Below are 17,053 nucleotides of genomic sequence, written 5' to 3'. Positions count from 1 at the left end.
GATATATAGGATAGGCCTTTAGATTAGATGGGCGTCTATGTGACAACTTATTTAATTAGGTTGGAGAGGTCTTACATAAAAAAGAAAAAGGGCAGATTTATATTTGGAGGGGGAGAAGTAAAATGGGGAACATTCGGGGGAATGAGCAAGTTAAGGCAGCAATCAAGCCAGCCAAGCCAAAAGATAATAAACCGAAAAAGAAAAACAAAAAGAAAAAAGGCTTCGTCTGGAGCATAAGGAACAAATTATTGGTATCCTTCCTGGCGGTTCTGCTCTTGCCGAGTCTAACCATTGGGATCGTTACGCTGATTATCGCTGATCATACGGTGGAAGACCAACTGATGGACAGTGCCAAACAAAGTGTAGACACAACGAATTCAATCATTGGGACACATGTGGATGCGAAGGTTCATGATATCAATTATTTTGCTAGTTTGATTGTAACTGACATGATTAAAGGACAAAATGAAAGCCCTGAGCTTGAGCTGAAATTGAAACAGTATCTTGGACTGCATCCGGATGCTTTAAATATCTTTGTGGGGACTAAAGAGGGAGTCATGGTCCGTGGCAAGGAATCTGCGGGAAGTTCACAAGGGTCACCTTATGATCCCCGGGAACGAGAATGGTACAAACTTGCAATGGAGAAGCCAGGTACTCCAGTAGTTTCACCTGTATCCAAGAACACGGATGGCATTGCAGTTGTTTTTGTCTCCAAAACGCTTGATGATCAATCGGGTGTTATTGGTTTGTCCATGGATTTGACCGAACTGCGTGAGCAGGCTTCCATTAAGGTTGGCAAGGAAGGGTATGTCGTTATCTTGGATGCAGACAAAAATTATGTCGTATCCCCAGTCGTGGAAGCTGGTACACAAGAACAAACAACAACGCTGGATCCAATGTTCGAGAGCAAGGAAGGCGAGTTCAGCTATATCTATAATGATGATCCCAAAACCATGATTTTCTCTACGAATGAGAAAACTGGATGGAAAATTGGCGGTACAATGTTCAAAAGTGAAGTATCCAATGCAAGTAAAGACATTCGGATGGCTACACTCATCGTTATCCTGGCTGCCACATTACTTACTCTGATCTTCATTATCTGGTTTACACGTTCGATGCTGCGTCCGATTAAACGTCTGCAGGAATCCGCCAGATCCGTAAGTAAAGGCGACCTGACGGTAAAATTGGACACAGGACGCAAAGATGAGGTAGGCGATCTGGCGAAGTACTTTGAACGGATGGTCGACAATCTGCGCATGATGATTCTGGGTGTGCAGGAAACGGCAGAGCAGGTATCTGCCTCCTCACAGGAATTGTCCGCTAGTGCGGATCAAACAACCAAAGCTATTGAGCATTCAACGATGGCAATTCAGGAACTTGCCGAGGGTGCCGAGCAGCAAGTGAAGAGTGTAACGGATGGATCGGGACAAATGAGCCAAATGGCGGAAGATGTTCGCATGATGTCTGAGCGAGTACAATCCATTACAACGAATATGCGGCATACATTTGGAGCGGCTTATTCAGGTAATGAGGCTGCAGGTCAGGCAGTAGAGCAGATGAATAGCATTCAAGAAACGGTGGAACAGCTGGCGACGGTGGTTCAGTCACTGAATGTACGCTCTGTTGAGATCGGCAGTATGGTAGATGTGATTGCCACAATTTCGAAACAGACCAATCTGCTGGCTCTGAATGCTTCCATTGAAGCGGCAAGAGCGGGAGATGCTGGCCGTGGCTTCGCAGTTGTAGCGGGAGAGGTACGGAAGCTCGCAGAGGAATCGGGAAGCTCGGCTGCGCAGATTGGTCAACTCGTTCATAATATCCGTCAGGATATGGATGCTGCCCTGAACGCTATGAATGCAGCTCAGACTCGGGTTGGAGACGGAATTCAGGCCGTGAATACGTCCGGACAATCCTTTGCACAGATTCGGGAAGCTGTAGAGGATGCTGTTCATACGTTGGATGATTTGTCCGAAACAACGAAGCAATTGGAGAATGGTGCTTCCCACGTTGCCAAAGCAATGAACGATATTTCGATTGTGACCCAAGAATCTGCTGCGAATACGGAATCCGTCTCGGCATCTTCACAGGAACAGCTGGCATCTGTGGAGGAGATCGCTTCGTCTTCAGCACATCTGAACAGTATGGCGGAGCAACTACAAGGATTGTTGGGTATGTTCAAAATGGTGGAGGACACGCCGAAGGATGGGGACAAGTCCTGACCATTAGGCGATATCTTTTATCTCAGTTTCTATAGAAATTAGAAGGAAATAAAGATAGACATTTCTCCTGCAGCCCTGTATAACTATAGCGTCTGGTTTATCCGCAATAATTGCAGTGTAATCATATCTGGCAGGCCATTCTCATATCATGCTCCAAAACATGATGAATACAGCGGCGCAGGAGGCTTTATGACATTTGTAGCAATTCTGATTTTTGTCCTGACCATCACATTGGTTATCTGGCAACCACGCGGATTAGGTATTGGTTGGTCCGCCATGGGTGGGGCTCTGCTAGCATTGATGTGTGGTGTCGTCAGTCTGAACGATGCATCTGATGTGGCATCCATTGTATGGAATGCAACGCTCGCTTTTGTCGGCATTATCATGATTTCATTAATACTCGATGAGACAGGTTTCTTCGAATGGGCCGCTCTTCATATGGCAAGGTTGGCAGGAGGAAATGGACGTAGGCTCTTTATCTATTCCATTTTGCTCGGCGCGGCGGTGTCGGCGCTCTTCGCCAATGATGGTGCAGCGCTAATCCTCACCCCGATTGTGCTCGCGATGGTACGTGCATTGAAGTTCGATGAGCGCATGGTACTTGCCTTTGTTATGGCTAGTGGATTTATCGCGGATACAACGTCGTTGCCGCTGGTCGTCAGCAACCTGGTGAATATCGTATCTGCGGATTATTTCGGTATTACATTTGTGGAATATGCGGTGCGGATGATTGTGCCTAATCTCTTTTCCATCGTGGCGAGTACCGGGATGCTGTTCTTGTTTTATCGCAAAAGCATCCCGCTTCGCTACGATATTTCTGCAGCACGTGATCCACGGGAAGCTATTCGTGATCCGCGGATGTTCCGCATCGCCTGGTTCATGCTGGTGCTGCTGCTCGTGGCCTATGCCTCCAGTGAGTTTTTGCCGATTCCCGTATCGGTTATCGTCGGCGCCGTAGCTCTTTTGTTCGCCATATTGGCAAGAAAGAGCGAAGCTGTGGACCTGAAACGCGTGATTAAAGAAGCACCATGGTCCATTGTCGTGTTCTCGGTGGGCATGTATATCGTGGTGTATGGGTTGCGTAATGCCGGTTTAACCGATCACTTGAGCCGTTGGCTAGATGCCATCGCAGACCATGGTCTGTTAGCTGCCTCAGTGGGGATGGGCATGATCGCAGCGATATTGTCATCCGTAATGAACAATCTGCCCACCGTGTTAATTAACGCATTGGCGATTCAGGGTGCACACACCGAAGGTATTGTGCGTGAGGCGCTGATCTATGCCAATGTGATCGGTTCCGACTTGGGTCCCAAAATGACGCCAATCGGTTCACTTGCCACATTACTGTGGCTGCATGTGCTGTCCCGCAAAGGTGTAAAGATTACATGGGGATATTATTTCAAGGCAGGCATCATCTTAACCATTCCCACACTATTAATCACCTTGGCCGGATTAGCGTTATGGCTATGGATTCTGGGTTAGTAAAATCGTAATTTACATTAACAATCATCATATGATCCAACTTATTGTAAAAAGCTGCTCTCACACGCTGGTGTTACCTACCAGCTATGAAGCAGTTTTTTTGATTCTTCTATAGAAGAATCAAATTCTCTTTTTACATTATGCATGTACACAATGGCCAGCCTTCTACAGTGCTGGCCTTCTTTTTTGCCATCCCCAGTCTGAGGATTAAAATGCCTGAGACACAACCAGCGCTGACACAGCGCAGGGAACGGAACGATTGTGTAAAAGCGAAGCGTTCGCCTTTATCCCCGGATGTATTCCTTGAGAAAAGTAAATCATATAAATCCGGGGATAACAGCGATTGAAACAACGTCCGTTCCCGGAGCGGCCACTTCAGCGCAATTTGTCACAGATGTATTTCAATCCACAGTAAACATTTTTAACATTGCGTTTACAAAACATTGATTTTGAGATGACATAACGCAACTACAATGAATAAAGAGTTGATGGTGAACAAAAATAAAAGCAAATCGCCGTCACTAATTTGGGGGAGGAAAACAAAACATGTTTAAAAAGTTGCCGTTCATTTTGATGACCTTAACGTTCGTACTGGTACTCGCAGCATGCGGATCGAAAAATGACGCTGGTACAGAGGGAAGCAATAATTCCACAGGAGAAACTGCTACTGAACTTAGTGGTAACATTCTCGCTGTTGGATCAACAGCACTGCAACCTCTGGTAGAGCAAGCTGGACAAAAATTTATGGCAGTTGATGAATATAAGAACGTGATGGTACAAGTGCAAGGCGGCGGTAGTGGTACTGGTTTGACACAAGTATCCGAGGGACAAGCTACAATCGGTAACTCTGACGTATTTGCAGAAGAGAAAATCGATGACGCAGCAAAAGTAAGCGAACTGAAAGATCACCAAGTGGCTGTTGTAGCCATCGCTCCAGTAAGCAACAAAGATGCAGGTGTACAAGATTTGACGAAGCAACAACTGATCGACATTTTCTCTGGTAAAATCACAAACTGGAAAGATGTTGGCGGTAAAGATCAAGCCATCGTTATCGTAAACCGTCCTAGCAGCTCCGGTACTCGTGCAACATTCGAGAACTTTGCACTGGGAACAAAAGTGGAAGATATCCAAGGTTCTATTCAGGAAGATTCCTCTGGTACAGTTAAAAAGCTCGTAGCTGAAACGCCGGGCGCAATTGGTTACTTGGCTCTGTCCTACCTGGATGACAGCCTGCAAGTTTTGAAATACGAAGGTGTAGAAGCAACGGTTGAAAACGTAGAAGCAGGAACTTATCCGGTATGGGCTTACGAGCACATGTACACCAAAGGTGACCCGGATGCAGCAACAAAAGCATTCCTCGACTACATCCTGAGTGACGAAATTCAACAAAACGACGTGACGGAGCTTGGTTACATCCCAGTATCCGGCATGAAAGTAAAACGTGACGCAGCAGGCACTGTGACTCAATAATCTTTGAACTTGCGCATACAGCGAGAGAGGCGGACCCAGGTCCTGCCTCTTTGCGCGGTTTGCTCTGGATTAATCCCATATTTTGCATGAATTCTACTATAGAAGGATGGTTGTTATGGAACAGACCGAAGGGGGAACGGTAATGAACAACAAGTTGAAACCGCGCCGGCCCTTGAGAGAGAAGCATTATTGGGAAGAGTGGACGGGACGGATCTATACGTCGATTTGTGTCGTTTTCCTGATCGTTGTCATGTTTTCCATCGTTTATTTTGTAGCGTCCAAAGGCTTGTCGACCTTTTTCCAGGATGGCGTGAGTATGCGCGAATTTTTAACCGGAAAAACGTGGAATCCAACGGGAGAACCTGCTGCCTATGGAGCGTTGCCGTTCATTACCGGTTCATTCATAACAACATTACTTGCAGCTCTGATTGCAAGTCCACTTAGCTTGTGTGCAGCGCTCTTCATGACCGAGATTGTACCAGGTAAAGGTAAAAAGATATTGCAACCTGCGATTGAGCTGCTGTCCGGTATTCCTTCCGTTGTGTACGGGTTTATCGGTCTCAGTGTTATCGTTCCTTTATTGCGCAGCATGTTTGGCGGAGCCGGCGTCGGGATTGCAGCCGGATGTTTGGTTCTGTCTGTTATGATTTTGCCTACCGTAACAAGTATTATGGCAGATGCACTGTCTGCACTGCCGAAAGGTCTGCGTGAATCGTCCTACGCACTGGGGGCAACACGCTGGCAAACGATCTACCGTGTCATTATCCCGACGGTTCTTCCAGCTTTGCTGACAGGGATTGTACTTGGTATGGCACGCGCATTTGGTGAAGCTCTTGCCGTACAGATGGTCATCGGGAATGCACCACATGTACCGACATCACTGCTCGAATCGGCTTCAACGTTAACGAGTGTAATCACCCTGAGTATGGGTAACACCACGATGGGATCTGTTCATAATAATGCACTGTGGAGTATGGCGCTTGTCCTGCTGGTGATGACCTTTGTCTTCGTCATTCTGGTTCGCCTGCTTGAAAGGAGGAACCGGGTATGAAAATGAAGGCTAAAACGGTAGATAAAGTTGCCACATCCGTTATCGTTGTTCTGGCGCTGTTCATTGTTGTTCTCTTGCTCGGTTTGCTTGGCTTCATTCTGGTACGTGGGATTGGGCAGATTAACTGGCACTTCCTGACCAGTGCACCACAGCTGCTCAAAGGTGGAGGCGGGATTGGACCGCAATTATTCAACTCAATATTCCTGCTTGTTCTGACCTTGATTATTACGATTCCGCTCGGATGGGGCGGCGGTATTTATATGGCTGAGTACGCCAAGCCGGGCCGGATCACAAGTTTTATTCGACTCGTTGTCGAAGTGTTATCCTCGTTCCCATCTATCGTTATTGGTTTGTTCGGACTCTTGTTAATTGTTAATACATTTGGTCTTGGATTCTCCTTATTATCGGGTGCCATGGCCTTGGCTATATTCAATCTTCCACTCATGGTGCGGACAACGGAGCAAGCGTTCCGGGCCGTTCCGAAAGAGCAGAAGGAAGCGGGTCTTGCACTCGGATTGTCCAAATGGAAAATTATCACCTCCATTCTGCTGCCTGTGGCATTGCCAAGCTTAATCACGGGTACGATCCTGGCATCGGGCCGGATCTTCGGTGAAGCAGCAGCCCTGATGTTCACAGCAGGTATGAGTAGTCCACCGCTGGACTTCACGGACTGGAATCCAACGAGTCCAAGATCGCCGATCAATCCATTGCGTCCGGCAGAGACGTTAGCTGTGCACATCTGGAAAGTAAACAGTGAAGGCATTGGCCCGGATTCCAAAGAAGTAGCAGCTGGCGCTTCAGCGGTGCTTGTACTTCTCGTACTGGCGTTCAATCTCAGTGCACGCTGGATCGGTCGGGTGGTTTACCGCCGCATGACAGCTTCGAAATAAGGAGGAACCAACATGGCCATACCTTTTGGTACGGAACAGTTAAGCATATATTATGGGCATTTTCAGGCAGTTAAGCAGATCAGCCTGACTTTTCCCGAAGCCAGTGTAACGGCACTCATTGGACCATCCGGCTGTGGTAAATCCACGTTCCTGCGGTCGCTCAACCGAATGAACGACGAGATTGCCGGTTCCCGCACCGAGGGACATATCTGGATGGATGGCAATGATCTGAATGAGCCGGGCACAGATGTAATCAAGCTTCGTCAGAAGATTGGCATGGTGTGGCAGAAGCCGAACCCTTTCCACAAGTCTATCTACAACAATATCGCGTTTGGCCCCCGCTACCGCGGTATTAAGAACAAGAAGGCATTGGATGAAATTGTGGAAAAAAGCTTGCGTCGCGCTGCGCTCTGGGACGAAGTGAAGGACAGACTAAATGAATCTGCCCTGGCCCTTTCGGGTGGGCAACAGCAGCGGCTCTGTATCGCCCGCGCGTTGTCGGTTGATCCGCAGATTTTGCTGCTCGATGAGCCGGCATCTGCGCTTGACCCGGTATCAACGGGTAAGGTGGAGGAGTTGATCTCGGAGCTCAAGAAGGAGCTGCGGATCGTAATTGTTACCCATAATATGCAGCAGGCGGCACGCATCTCGGATTATACAGCTTATTTTTATCTGGGAAGCATGATTGAGCACGGGGATACGGAACATATTTTCACCAACCCGGACAATCGTCTGACTCAAGAATATATTATGGGACGTTTCGGTTAACTGTTAAATTGGATGGAGTATGAGATCGAGATAGATTTATAGAGATAGAAGGAAGCATAACACTCGGGCGAGGTCGTTCGGGGGTTATGCTTTTTTACATCATTCTACATATGGAATAGTTTGCCAAAATAAAAACAATCATGCTACGATATTTGTGAGCACCACCTTTAATTTGATAAGAGAAGGAGATGTGGATCATAACTACCCATAAGATTGCCCATGACACCATGGCAACTGAAATTATCTCGCATTATTCCATAGAAAAGCCTGCAATTTCCTTTATCCGACATAATGAAAATCTAACGTATCAGGTGGTTGATGAATCAACCGGAGAGAAGTACCTATTGCGTATACATAAAGCCGCTTTTGCAAGTATGACGGGCATCCAGCATACACGACCTGCACTTGAAGCAGAGATGAATCTACTTTATGAATTACGGGCTACCAGACCATTGCGGGTGCAGACTCCTGTACGCAATACATCGGATGAGTGGGTCACCGTCTGGTTGGACGAAGCAGGAGAAGAGATCTGTTGTACTGTTCTGGAATGGATTGAGGGCAGGGATATTAAGCAGGGAGAACGTCTGACAACAGCGCAGATTCATGATTTGGGCGTACAGTTGCAGACGTTGCACCAATATGGACGACGACCAACGGGAGCTCCTGAGCCTCAGGTGGGTTCACTGAAGTCTGAAAGCGGGCAGCAGACGAATGACCGTGAACAGCACGCTGATAAGGCGATCATCTCAGATATATATAACGATAGCCCTGCCTTAGAGCAAATGGGAGTAAGACCAGCCTATGGCTCGATCAAAGAGAATCTGGTCATGTTGGAGCAATTGGAGGAAGGCGTTAGACGTGGTATCTTTACTCCTGAAGATTTCGATCTGATTCGTGAGACGTTTGAGAACATTAACGGGCAACTCGAAACGTATCCGCAGAATGCCGAGACATGGGGAGTGATACACGGAGATATTACCCGCGGTAATCTGCTAGTGACGGATCAGGGTATATCTATGATTGATTTTTGTTTATACGGTTATGGCTACTATCTCTTTGATGCCGGAGGTGCGGCTACGATTTTCAATCGGGAGGAACGGGATGTCTTCCTATCGGGATATACGGAGCAGACAGGACCACTGACGAAGCGTGATATTCGGTTAATGGAAGGATTCATGCTGATCTTTACGTTCGGCTATTTTGCATTTCAGATGGAGAATGAGTCCAGGTACGAATGGATGAAAGAGCGGATGCCTCTTATATGCAGCAAATTTTGTAGACCATATCTGCAGAACGAGAGTATTTTCTATGAGTTATAATTTGTGATTTCTAGTGGGTGGGTAGCGCTATGAAGAACATTCGTGCAAAGAGAGTTGCATCGAAGGGGCAGTCTGGTGGCTGGAAGCATGCCGGATTGCTACTTAGCGGAGTGGGCATATCCAATCTGGGTGATTTCATATATATTGTGGCGATCAACCTGATGGTATTGAATATGACACAGTCTCCAGCGGCAGTCGCAGGGTTGTGGATTATCTCGCCGATTGCTTCGGTGTGCACTAAGTTTTGGTCAGGCAGCCTGATTGATCGTTATGATCAGCGACAGCTGATGATTGGTGCTGATATGCTACGGGCATTGTTGGTGGCGGCGCTCCCACTGATGTCCAGCCTATGGATGATGTACGCAGTGATGTTTCTGATCAGCATGTCTTCATCTATATTTGTCCCTTCCTCTCAGGTATACATTACCCGATTGGTACCTGCTGAACGGCGCAAGCGCTTCAATTCCCTACAAGCCCTGATCAGCTCAGGGGCATTCATTACCGGCCCAGCAGTTGCAGGAGTGATGCTAATTTATTTATCTCCGGCGGCAGCCATTTATGCCAATGCGGTTTCCTTTGCTGCTTCTGCGTTGATTCTAATGTTTCTTCCCAAATTGGGCATTGGAGAACAGAATATAGGGACGGGAAGCAGACTGACACCTCGGATGATTGCCCAGGATTGGAGAGCTGTACTGAGCTTCAGCCGAAAGTCGGGCTACGTGGTCGGTATATATGCCCTGTTCCAGATTATTCTGGTGGTCGGTATGTCGCTGGATGCTCAGGAAGTGGTGTTTATCCGTCAGGTGATGAACCTGCCTGAATCACAGTACGGAGCATTAATGAGTATCACCGGTATCGGTTATTTGGCAGGTTCCATGCTGGTTTGGATGTTCGCCAAACATTTGCCGATCCGTCACATGATGGGTGGCGGTGTACTTCTGGTCGCGCTGGGTTATTTTCTGTTCTCCCGTTCATTCTCGTTTGAGCTGGCGGCGGTTGCCTTTATTCTGCTCGGTCTGTGCTCCGCACTGGCGAATACGGGCCTGGTTACCTTTTATCAAAATAATATCCCTGTCGATCTGATGGGGCGAATGAGCAGTGTACTTGGACTAGTGTTAAGTATGCTACAGGTGGCTTCCATTTTGATTGTAGGCGTAGTGGCAGAGCAGTTGTCACTTCGTATGGTATATACAGTTGTATCCGGGGTTATGCTGCTGGCTGCGTTGGGATTGTGGGTGACGAGTATGCTTCCTTCCCGAAGCAGGTATTACGATGAACCATCGAAGCCCAAGGCGATGGTGGGGTGACAGGCAGAAATACGGCAATTCTTGTACAGAATAAAGGTTGCCTGAATACCCGAACCGTTCTGTGGAACATAACATAAATAGTATTAAACACTGATAGTCACTAATAGAAAATGAACAATGTATACGCTTTCGAGATGAAACGCATTAACACATTCATGTGATGAAAGTTTACAGTTCGTTAATTTATTTAGTGTATAAAATGGAAAAAAGCAAATATTCACAAAGAAATCGTTAAGTTTGTTGACACTGATCTTCCGGTCGATTAATCTTAATGAGAAAGTATTAAAAACTTCAATTATCGTTCTGTTACAAGATCAGAATGGTTCCATACAGCGAATGATAGCGAGCGGGAGAGACCTGGGCATGTCGAGTAAAATGGCAGCTGTCGGGCACCGAAGGAGCAAGCTGCTACGCACCCGGCGCAGTGGTTAATCTCTCAGGTAAATGTACCATCGTTGGACGCAACTCTGGAGAGTGCGCGAAACTGCGCCACCCAAGGGGTATATGGTCAAGCAGCACGGTGTGCAGGGTGACATCACCTGTGAATACAGGGATTGCATCGATCCGCCGCGCTGCTTATCATGAAACTCTCAGGTATCGAGGACAGAGAGAGGGCCTAGGGCCTTCTTCTGTCCTTTTTTGATGTCATCATTCAGTAATAAAGGAACATTATGGGTGTACGTCTGGATGAAAATGACGATTATAAATGGAGGGTTTGCGATGCGTTTTAAAGACGTTTTTTCAATTATTGGTCCGTCCATGACAGGTCCATCAAGTTCACATACGGCTGGAGCGGCAAGATTGGGGCGAATTGCCCGTCAGTGGCTGGGGTGCACGCCTGAACGCGCTCGATTAACACTGTATGGCTCGTTCGCCGATACGTATCAGGGGCATGGTACGGATCTTGCGTTAATCGGTGGCCTGCTTGATTATGTGACTGATGATCCACGTATACCGGATGCAGAACAATATGCAGAGGAAGCGGGTATGGAGGTAGAGTTTTTCACAAGCGGCCTGCCTGCTCCTCACCCGAATACGGTCAAAATTGAACTGTGGCATGGAGCCCGCCAATGCTCACTAATCGGTGCTTCCATCGGCGGTGGTAGTGTATCAGTGCATGCATTGAATGATTTTCGTGTACAGATCAGCGGAGAGTTCCCCACACTTGTACTGCGCCATTCGGACAAAGCAGGGGTGCTCGCTTCCGTAACCTCGACCATCAGTTCGTCCGGGGTGAACATCGGGTACATGCAAGTGGATCGGAAAGCCCGGGATGGTGAAGCATTAACAGCGATGGAGATGGATGGTGTGCCGAATCCTGAGATGCTGAACCGTCTGCGGTCACTGGATCATATGCTGGACATTCGCGTGATTGATTTAAAGAGAGGGGTCGAGCCTGATGCGGTTTAAACATCTACATGAACTGAATACCATCTGTACAGCAGAATCCAAAACCATTGCCGAGCTGATGATCGAAGAGCAGGTTCAGGAGACGAATATCCCGGAAGCGGATGTTGTACAGCAGATGTCGGATTACTATCAGGTGATGAAGGAAGCTGTACACAAAGGGCTGACAGAAGATACGACATCACGCAGCGGTTTGACTGGCGGAGACGGCAAAAAAATGGCTGAGTACATTCGTAAAGGTGAGACTTGTTCTGGAGATGCTTCTGCACTGGCCATGGCGTATGCCCTTTGTGTATCGGAAGTGAATGCCTCCATGGGCCGGATCGTAGCGACACCGACAGCCGGTTCTTGCGGCATCATTCCGGGTGTGTTTATAAGCTCCCAAGAGCGTTTTGGCTGGAGTGACGAGCATCTGGTGAACGGTCTGTTCTGTGCGGGAGCGATTGGTTATGTCATTGCCAACAATTCATTTATCTCCGGTGCCGAGGGTGGCTGTCAGGCTGAAGTGGGTTCTGCCATCGGTATGGCCGCTGGAGCCATGGTGGAGCTGCGTGGAGGGACGCCGGAGCAAGTGGTTCATGCGGTTGGCCTCGCGTTAAAAAATACATTAGGCCTTATCTGCGATCCCGTCGCAGGCCTCGTGGAAATTCCGTGCATCGTGCGTAACGGACTGGGTGCCGTAACTGCGTTGGCTGCGGCCGACATGGCGCTGGCCGGGGTACGAAGTGCCATTCCTTCTGACGAAGTCATTGATGTCATGCTGGAAGTGGGCAGTGCGATGCCGAGCAGGCACCGTGAAACGGCCCAAGGTGGGCTTGCCCAAACACCGACAGGACGGAAAATGATGGAGAAGCTTGCTAAACCAAAGGCGAAGCGTGCGGAGCCTGAGATTGAAGCTGAGTCTCCTGCTGAAAATGAACCAGAAGCCAAGGCATAACATGCATGAACGTACATGAACTGAATTTAATTCGTGGAGCTTGATCATTAACGGTAATGATCTGCTACCATTATGATAAAAAAGCCGATACGAATTCTTCCTGGTGAAGAAGCGTATTGGCTTTTTTGTTGTTCCAACAAAGAAAAATAAAAAGGTATTGACGTTTATATATCGTTTAGATATATTATTTATTGTCATATATCAACACGATATATAAGATCGAGAATAAGTTATACAAATTAAGGAGATGGATAACATGAAAAGTGTTTTTCAAACGAGTCTTCTGTTTTTGAAAAATGGAGCTACAGTAGTCGGGTTAATTACAGCCGTACTGTTCCAGGTTTTTTTTAATACCATTTGGCTTAGTGGATATGATCAGGTAAATGCACGGATGAATCAGCTTGCTGTGACCATCGTAAATGAAGATGGGTCTGCGGCTGAGCCTGTGGCAAAGTCTCTTGCAGAGGGGCTTCATTTCGCGATTAAACCTTCGGCAACTATGGAAGAAGCCAGACAGATGTTAACGGACCGGGATGTATACATGATTATCGAGATTCCATCCGGTTTCATGCAGCAGGCGGGAGACTTGTCGGGCCCGGTGGCAGTGAAGTATGTAATGAATGAATCCAACGTGGCTACCGTAAAAAGTGTGATGCAGACCGTGTCCGCACAAGTTACAGCGACGTTGAACCGTGAAGTACAGCAAAATAGCATTCGGGGAGTGCTGAATCAATCAGGTATGGCTGACGATCAGGCGAATGCGATGGCAGCGGGGTTATCTTCCCGTGTGGAGGCAGAAGTGGAACGGCTGAATCCAGTTCATAACTTTGCTTTTTCCATGGTACCAATGTTGATTGTGACGGCTACCTTTACAGGTGCAATGCTTCTTGGCATGAATCTGCAAAAGGTTTCTGGTGAACTCAGTAGCAGGGCAGGAAAATGGGAACGCTTTTGGGCGCGCAATATCATCAATGTTGGTGCTGCATTTATCGTATCGCTCGTTGGAGCAGGGATGATGCATGTTATGGGTGTATCATCAGCAGATGGATGGTGGATGTTATGGCTATTTCAGTTGTTGATTACTTTATCTTTTCTATTCGTGGCGCAATTGAGCTTGCTGCTGCTTGGAAATGCTGGAGCATGGTTAAACAGTGCCTTGTTGCCTCTGCTGATGTTGTCATCAGGCGCAACCATTCCGCGCGATGTCATGCCTGACTTCTATCAACAGATCGGTCATTATCTGCCGGCAACCTACGCGGTGGAGGGTATGATGAATCTGGTACTTGGCGGAGATGGGATTAGTCATGATGTTCTGCTTCTGGTAGTGATTGGAGCGGCGACGTTGGTTTTGGGAGCGGTGTGCACATGGATCAAACGCTCAGGTCCTGCACAATCCAGCATACCGTTGGAGTCCAAGACTGCTGCGACACCTGTCGCTCTGACTGGAAACCTGCCTTCACCTGATCGTGGATAACGATATACTCCTTTTGCCGGATAAGCCAATCCGTGAATGTCTGATGATGTTGAACGTATAAGGGAGGATGTGATACGTTAAGAGCAATTGGAAAGGAGCGGTACACCGATGAACACGCAGCATGTCATCCTCGGAATACTGCACAATCAGCCATGTTCCGGATATGAGATCAAGCAGTACTTTGAACAATATTTTTCATTTTTCTTCGATGCCAGCTTTGGCACCATTTATCCCACACTTGCGAAGATGGAAAAGTCAGGGTTGTTAACCAAGGAATCCGTTAGACAAGAAGGGAAACCTGACAAAAATGTGTATACCTTAACACCGGAAGGGTCTGCGGAGTTTAATACCTATTTGATGAGTCCACTGGAAGCAGAGGTGTTCCGTTCTGATTTTCTGATGCGTCTGTATTTCGGAGAGCTGGCGGATGAAGATACTGTCGCAGGGTGGGTCCGGTCGGAGCTGAATCGTAAAGAGTTGCTGTATGCCGAGCTGCAGCGCCAGATGAAGCAATTTGGCGAACAGATCTCACCTGCACAGCGTTTGTGTATGCAAGTGGGGCTTGTGCAATATGAGGCTACCATCCGATTGCTCAAGGAACAGCTGACCGCGCCTCTGTAGCTTTCTATAGTATCCGTGTCACTAAATCAATTGACGATCCATCCATAACGCAGAAAAGCGCTCTACAGATCAGTAACAGGTCTGTGAGCGCTTATCCGGCGTTGCTTGCAATGCGTTGGAATTGCAAGGATACAACAATATGAAGAAGTTACGCGATATCTGTACTTAGTACAGCATATCCATATGCGGGCAGCTCAACGGCCAGAATTCCCTCTTCCTTGGCTGTACGATAATTCTCGCCAAATAACTCCGTCCATTCCCCGGCACCCGCTTCGAGCTCCACGATAGCTGTTTCTTCCGAACGATTGAAAAGGATCAGAATGCGCTCCTCCTCATCCTGTCGTTCCAACACAAGCTGGCTTCCGCCTTCACGGGCCTGCAGGAATCGAATGCTGCCTTCTGCACGCAGGGCAGGATGGGCATGGCGAAGTGCGATTAGCTTCTGATAAAAGGTGAACAGCTCGCGATCCTGCTTCGTCTCATCCCACTCCATACATTTCCGACAGCCGGGATCATGATCGCCGTCCAGCCCAATCTCATCCCCGTAATAGATGCACGGGGCACCCATATAGCTGAATTGGAACAACGCGGCCAGTTTCATCTTCCGCTGGTCACCCTCACATAAGGTGAGCAGCCGTGGTGTATCGTGGCTATCAAGCAGATTGAACGCCACTTCGCTGGCTTGCAGCGCATAGCGGGATAGTTGTCGACCGATCGAGTTCGCGAACTGTTCGGCGTGCATGGCATCTTTTACAAAAAAACGATTTACGGCTTCCGTAAATGGATAGTTCATCGAGGCATCGAACTGATCACCTTGTAGCCAGGAGGAGGACTCATTCCATACCTCACCCAGGATATAGGCATCCGGATTCGCAGCTTTCACTACACGGCGGAAGTCGCGCCAGAACGCATTATCCACTTCATCCGCGACATCCAGCCGCCAGCCGTCGGTGCCCACTTCCTTGATCCAGTATTCGGCGACCTCCAGCAAATACGCCTTCACCTCGGGATTTTCCGTGTTAAGCTTCGGCATGTGGGCTTCGAATCCGAATGTTTCATACGTAGGAATGCCATCCTTCACGTCCAGCGGGAATTCATGCACATGGAACCAGTCCTTATATTTGGACTTCTCCCCGTTCTTCTGCACATCCACAAACGGCGCAAAAGTCTTCCCAGAATGATTGAACACCGCATCCAATAGCACCCGGATTCCGCGTGCATGGCACAGCTCAACAAGCCGTTTGGCTGTATCTGCATCACCAAAATGCCGATCTACTCGCAAATAATCTTCGGTATCGTATTTGTGATTGGTCGTTGCCTCGAAGATTGGTGTGAAATAAATGGCGTTAATGCCCAACTCTTCAAGGTAATCCAGATGGTCGATGACGCCCTGGAGATCACCGCCGAAGAAGTTAAACGGGGTCGGCTCACCACCCCAGGGTTCCACTTTTTCTGGATCAAGGTCGGGGTTGCCATTTGCGAATCGTTCAGGGAAGATCTGATAGAAGATCGCATCCTTCACCCATGCAGGCGGTGTAAATACAGCTCCGAGATGGATGTACGGAAACTGGAACATGTGACCAGGATCGTCGGGTTCATGCGTTTGGAAATCCGTTTCGGTCATCCAGATCTGTTCTGTGCCGCTTTTCAGCAGGAAGGAATACTTCAGTCGATGATACGGAGGCTTTACTTGCCCCTCATAATAATCGAACATGGAATCGGATGTATATTTGGTTAAAGGAACCAGCTCTTTGGTGCGATCCCAGGCGTATTTGTCCCCAGTCAGGGCATGTACCTCGGTGAGATCATTCTTTTTGGCACGCAGACGCACACGAATGGTATCCTTATCGTAGGCATAGGCCCAGTTCCGTTTTGGTTGATGATAGATGGCTTCCAGCAGCATGTTGAATCTCCTCCCGTCGTATACACACGTAGTATGTGAGCAAGTAGCTGCATTCGATGCAAATTAATCTCGGGATGAATGCCACATGCTTATGTTGTTGAATCAACCTCTCAATCTCTGCATGAATTATGCGAAGCGGATGATTAAGGTATAATTTAAAATAAAAGGATATCCATGGTCGTGTGATCATCATTCGTACATTTTA

Annotated in this window: 14 protein-coding genes and 1 riboswitch; of the genes, 13 read left to right on the top strand and 1 reads right to left on the bottom strand. The window is 47.9% G+C overall.

The features are described from left to right. The first annotated feature begins 122 nt into the window (after nt 1–122). The 13 genes from BLS14_RS22675 (at nt 123) to BLS14_RS22620 (ending at nt 14,945) form a co-directional block, all read left to right on the top strand. The gene (locus BLS14_RS22675) at nt 123–2,219 is read left to right on the top strand and encodes a methyl-accepting chemotaxis protein (protein WP_090954058.1); all 2,097 of its coding nucleotides are present in this window, start codon (nt 123–125) and stop codon (nt 2,217–2,219) included. A gap of 189 nt (nt 2,220–2,408) precedes the next feature. Beyond that, entirely contained in the window at nt 2,409–3,701 is a 1,293-nt protein-coding gene (locus tag BLS14_RS22670) for an arsenic transporter (protein ID WP_090810194.1), read from the top strand. Between the two features lie 140 nt (nt 3,702–3,841). Further along, nucleotides 3,842–4,048, top strand: coding sequence for a hypothetical protein (locus BLS14_RS32720; RefSeq protein ID WP_176854702.1), 207 nt, complete (start codon nt 3,842–3,844; stop codon nt 4,046–4,048). A gap of 199 nt (nt 4,049–4,247) precedes the next feature. Next, nucleotides 4,248–5,171 (top strand): phosphate ABC transporter substrate-binding protein, encoded by a 924-nt coding sequence (locus BLS14_RS22665; protein WP_063566219.1) that lies wholly within the window; start codon nt 4,248–4,250, stop codon nt 5,169–5,171. A gap of 142 nt (nt 5,172–5,313) precedes the next feature. Further along, nucleotides 5,314–6,222: a phosphate ABC transporter permease subunit PstC gene (gene pstC, locus BLS14_RS22660; RefSeq protein ID WP_090810399.1), complete on the top strand. Its 909-nt coding sequence runs from the start codon at nt 5,314–5,316 to the stop codon at nt 6,220–6,222. 2 nt (nt 6,223–6,224) lie between these two features. Continuing rightward, complete coding sequence (pstA, locus tag BLS14_RS22655; protein ID WP_063566305.1) at nt 6,225–7,112, top strand: phosphate ABC transporter permease PstA; 888 nt, start codon at nt 6,225–6,227, stop codon at nt 7,110–7,112. A gap of 12 nt (nt 7,113–7,124) precedes the next feature. Then, nucleotides 7,125–7,880, top strand: a complete 756-nt coding sequence (gene pstB / locus BLS14_RS22650) for a phosphate ABC transporter ATP-binding protein PstB (protein WP_063566217.1) — start codon at nt 7,125–7,127, stop codon at nt 7,878–7,880. Between the two features lie 227 nt (nt 7,881–8,107). Then, on the top strand, nt 8,108–9,199 hold the full coding sequence (locus tag BLS14_RS22645; protein ID WP_176854700.1) for a phosphotransferase enzyme family protein: 1,092 nt from the start codon (nt 8,108–8,110) through the stop codon (nt 9,197–9,199). Between the two features lie 29 nt (nt 9,200–9,228). Beyond that, entirely contained in the window at nt 9,229–10,506 is a 1,278-nt protein-coding gene (locus BLS14_RS22640) for an MFS transporter (RefSeq protein WP_090954054.1), read from the top strand. Between the two features lie 337 nt (nt 10,507–10,843). Further along, nucleotides 10,844–10,967: riboswitch (glycine riboswitch) on the top strand. Between the two features lie 259 nt (nt 10,968–11,226). Next, nucleotides 11,227–11,916, top strand: coding sequence for an L-serine ammonia-lyase, iron-sulfur-dependent subunit beta (gene sdaAB / locus BLS14_RS22635; protein WP_063566214.1), 690 nt, complete (start codon nt 11,227–11,229; stop codon nt 11,914–11,916). Then, entirely contained in the window at nt 11,906–12,850 is a 945-nt protein-coding gene (gene sdaAA / locus BLS14_RS22630; protein ID WP_063566213.1) for an L-serine ammonia-lyase, iron-sulfur-dependent, subunit alpha, read from the top strand. The genes sdaAB and sdaAA overlap by 11 nt, the downstream gene beginning before the upstream one ends. Before the next feature lie 256 nt (nt 12,851–13,106). Next, nucleotides 13,107–14,324 (top strand): YhgE/Pip domain-containing protein, encoded by a 1,218-nt coding sequence (locus BLS14_RS22625; protein ID WP_176854698.1) that lies wholly within the window; start codon nt 13,107–13,109, stop codon nt 14,322–14,324. A gap of 108 nt (nt 14,325–14,432) precedes the next feature. Then, complete coding sequence (locus BLS14_RS22620; protein ID WP_090954050.1) at nt 14,433–14,945, top strand: PadR family transcriptional regulator; 513 nt, start codon at nt 14,433–14,435, stop codon at nt 14,943–14,945. Between the two features lie 148 nt (nt 14,946–15,093). Here BLS14_RS22620 and BLS14_RS22615 read toward each other — a convergent pair whose 3' ends face one another. After that, nucleotides 15,094–16,848 (bottom strand): alpha-glycosidase, encoded by a 1,755-nt coding sequence (locus tag BLS14_RS22615; RefSeq protein ID WP_090954048.1) that lies wholly within the window; start codon nt 16,846–16,848, stop codon nt 15,094–15,096. Nucleotides 16,849–17,053: the final 205 nt, after the last annotated feature.

It is taken from the genome of Paenibacillus sp. OK060 (assembly GCF_900101205.1).
Classification (GTDB): Bacteria; Bacillota; Bacilli; order Paenibacillales; family Paenibacillaceae; genus Paenibacillus; species Paenibacillus marchantiae.
Note: the sequence above shows the minus strand (reverse complement) of the source record. Positions and strands in the feature narration are given on the sequence as shown.

Excerpts from the sequence above, each read along its gene's own strand:
- BLS14_RS22615 (WP_090954048.1), bottom strand. The coding sequence starts at position 16,848 with ATGCTGCTGGAAGCCATCTATCATCAACCAAAACGGAACTGGGCCTAT.
- pstA (WP_063566305.1), top strand. The coding sequence starts at position 6,225 with ATGAAGGCTAAAACGGTAGATAAAGTTGCCACATCCGTTATCGTTGTT.
- BLS14_RS22640 (WP_090954054.1), top strand. The coding sequence starts at position 9,229 with ATGAAGAACATTCGTGCAAAGAGAGTTGCATCGAAGGGGCAGTCTGGT.
- BLS14_RS22645 (WP_176854700.1), top strand. The coding sequence starts at position 8,108 with ATGGCAACTGAAATTATCTCGCATTATTCCATAGAAAAGCCTGCAATT.
- pstC (WP_090810399.1), top strand. The coding sequence starts at position 5,314 with ATGAACAACAAGTTGAAACCGCGCCGGCCCTTGAGAGAGAAGCATTAT.
- BLS14_RS22670 (WP_090810194.1), top strand. The coding sequence starts at position 2,409 with ATGACATTTGTAGCAATTCTGATTTTTGTCCTGACCATCACATTGGTT.
- BLS14_RS22625 (WP_176854698.1), top strand. The coding sequence starts at position 13,107 with ATGAAAAGTGTTTTTCAAACGAGTCTTCTGTTTTTGAAAAATGGAGCT.
- pstB (WP_063566217.1), top strand. The coding sequence starts at position 7,125 with ATGGCCATACCTTTTGGTACGGAACAGTTAAGCATATATTATGGGCAT.
- BLS14_RS22675 (WP_090954058.1), top strand. The coding sequence starts at position 123 with ATGGGGAACATTCGGGGGAATGAGCAAGTTAAGGCAGCAATCAAGCCA.
- BLS14_RS32720 (WP_176854702.1), top strand. The coding sequence starts at position 3,842 with ATGCATGTACACAATGGCCAGCCTTCTACAGTGCTGGCCTTCTTTTTT.
- sdaAB (WP_063566214.1), top strand. The coding sequence starts at position 11,227 with ATGCGTTTTAAAGACGTTTTTTCAATTATTGGTCCGTCCATGACAGGT.
- BLS14_RS22620 (WP_090954050.1), top strand. The coding sequence starts at position 14,433 with ATGAACACGCAGCATGTCATCCTCGGAATACTGCACAATCAGCCATGT.
- sdaAA (WP_063566213.1), top strand. The coding sequence starts at position 11,906 with ATGCGGTTTAAACATCTACATGAACTGAATACCATCTGTACAGCAGAA.
- BLS14_RS22665 (WP_063566219.1), top strand. The coding sequence starts at position 4,248 with ATGTTTAAAAAGTTGCCGTTCATTTTGATGACCTTAACGTTCGTACTG.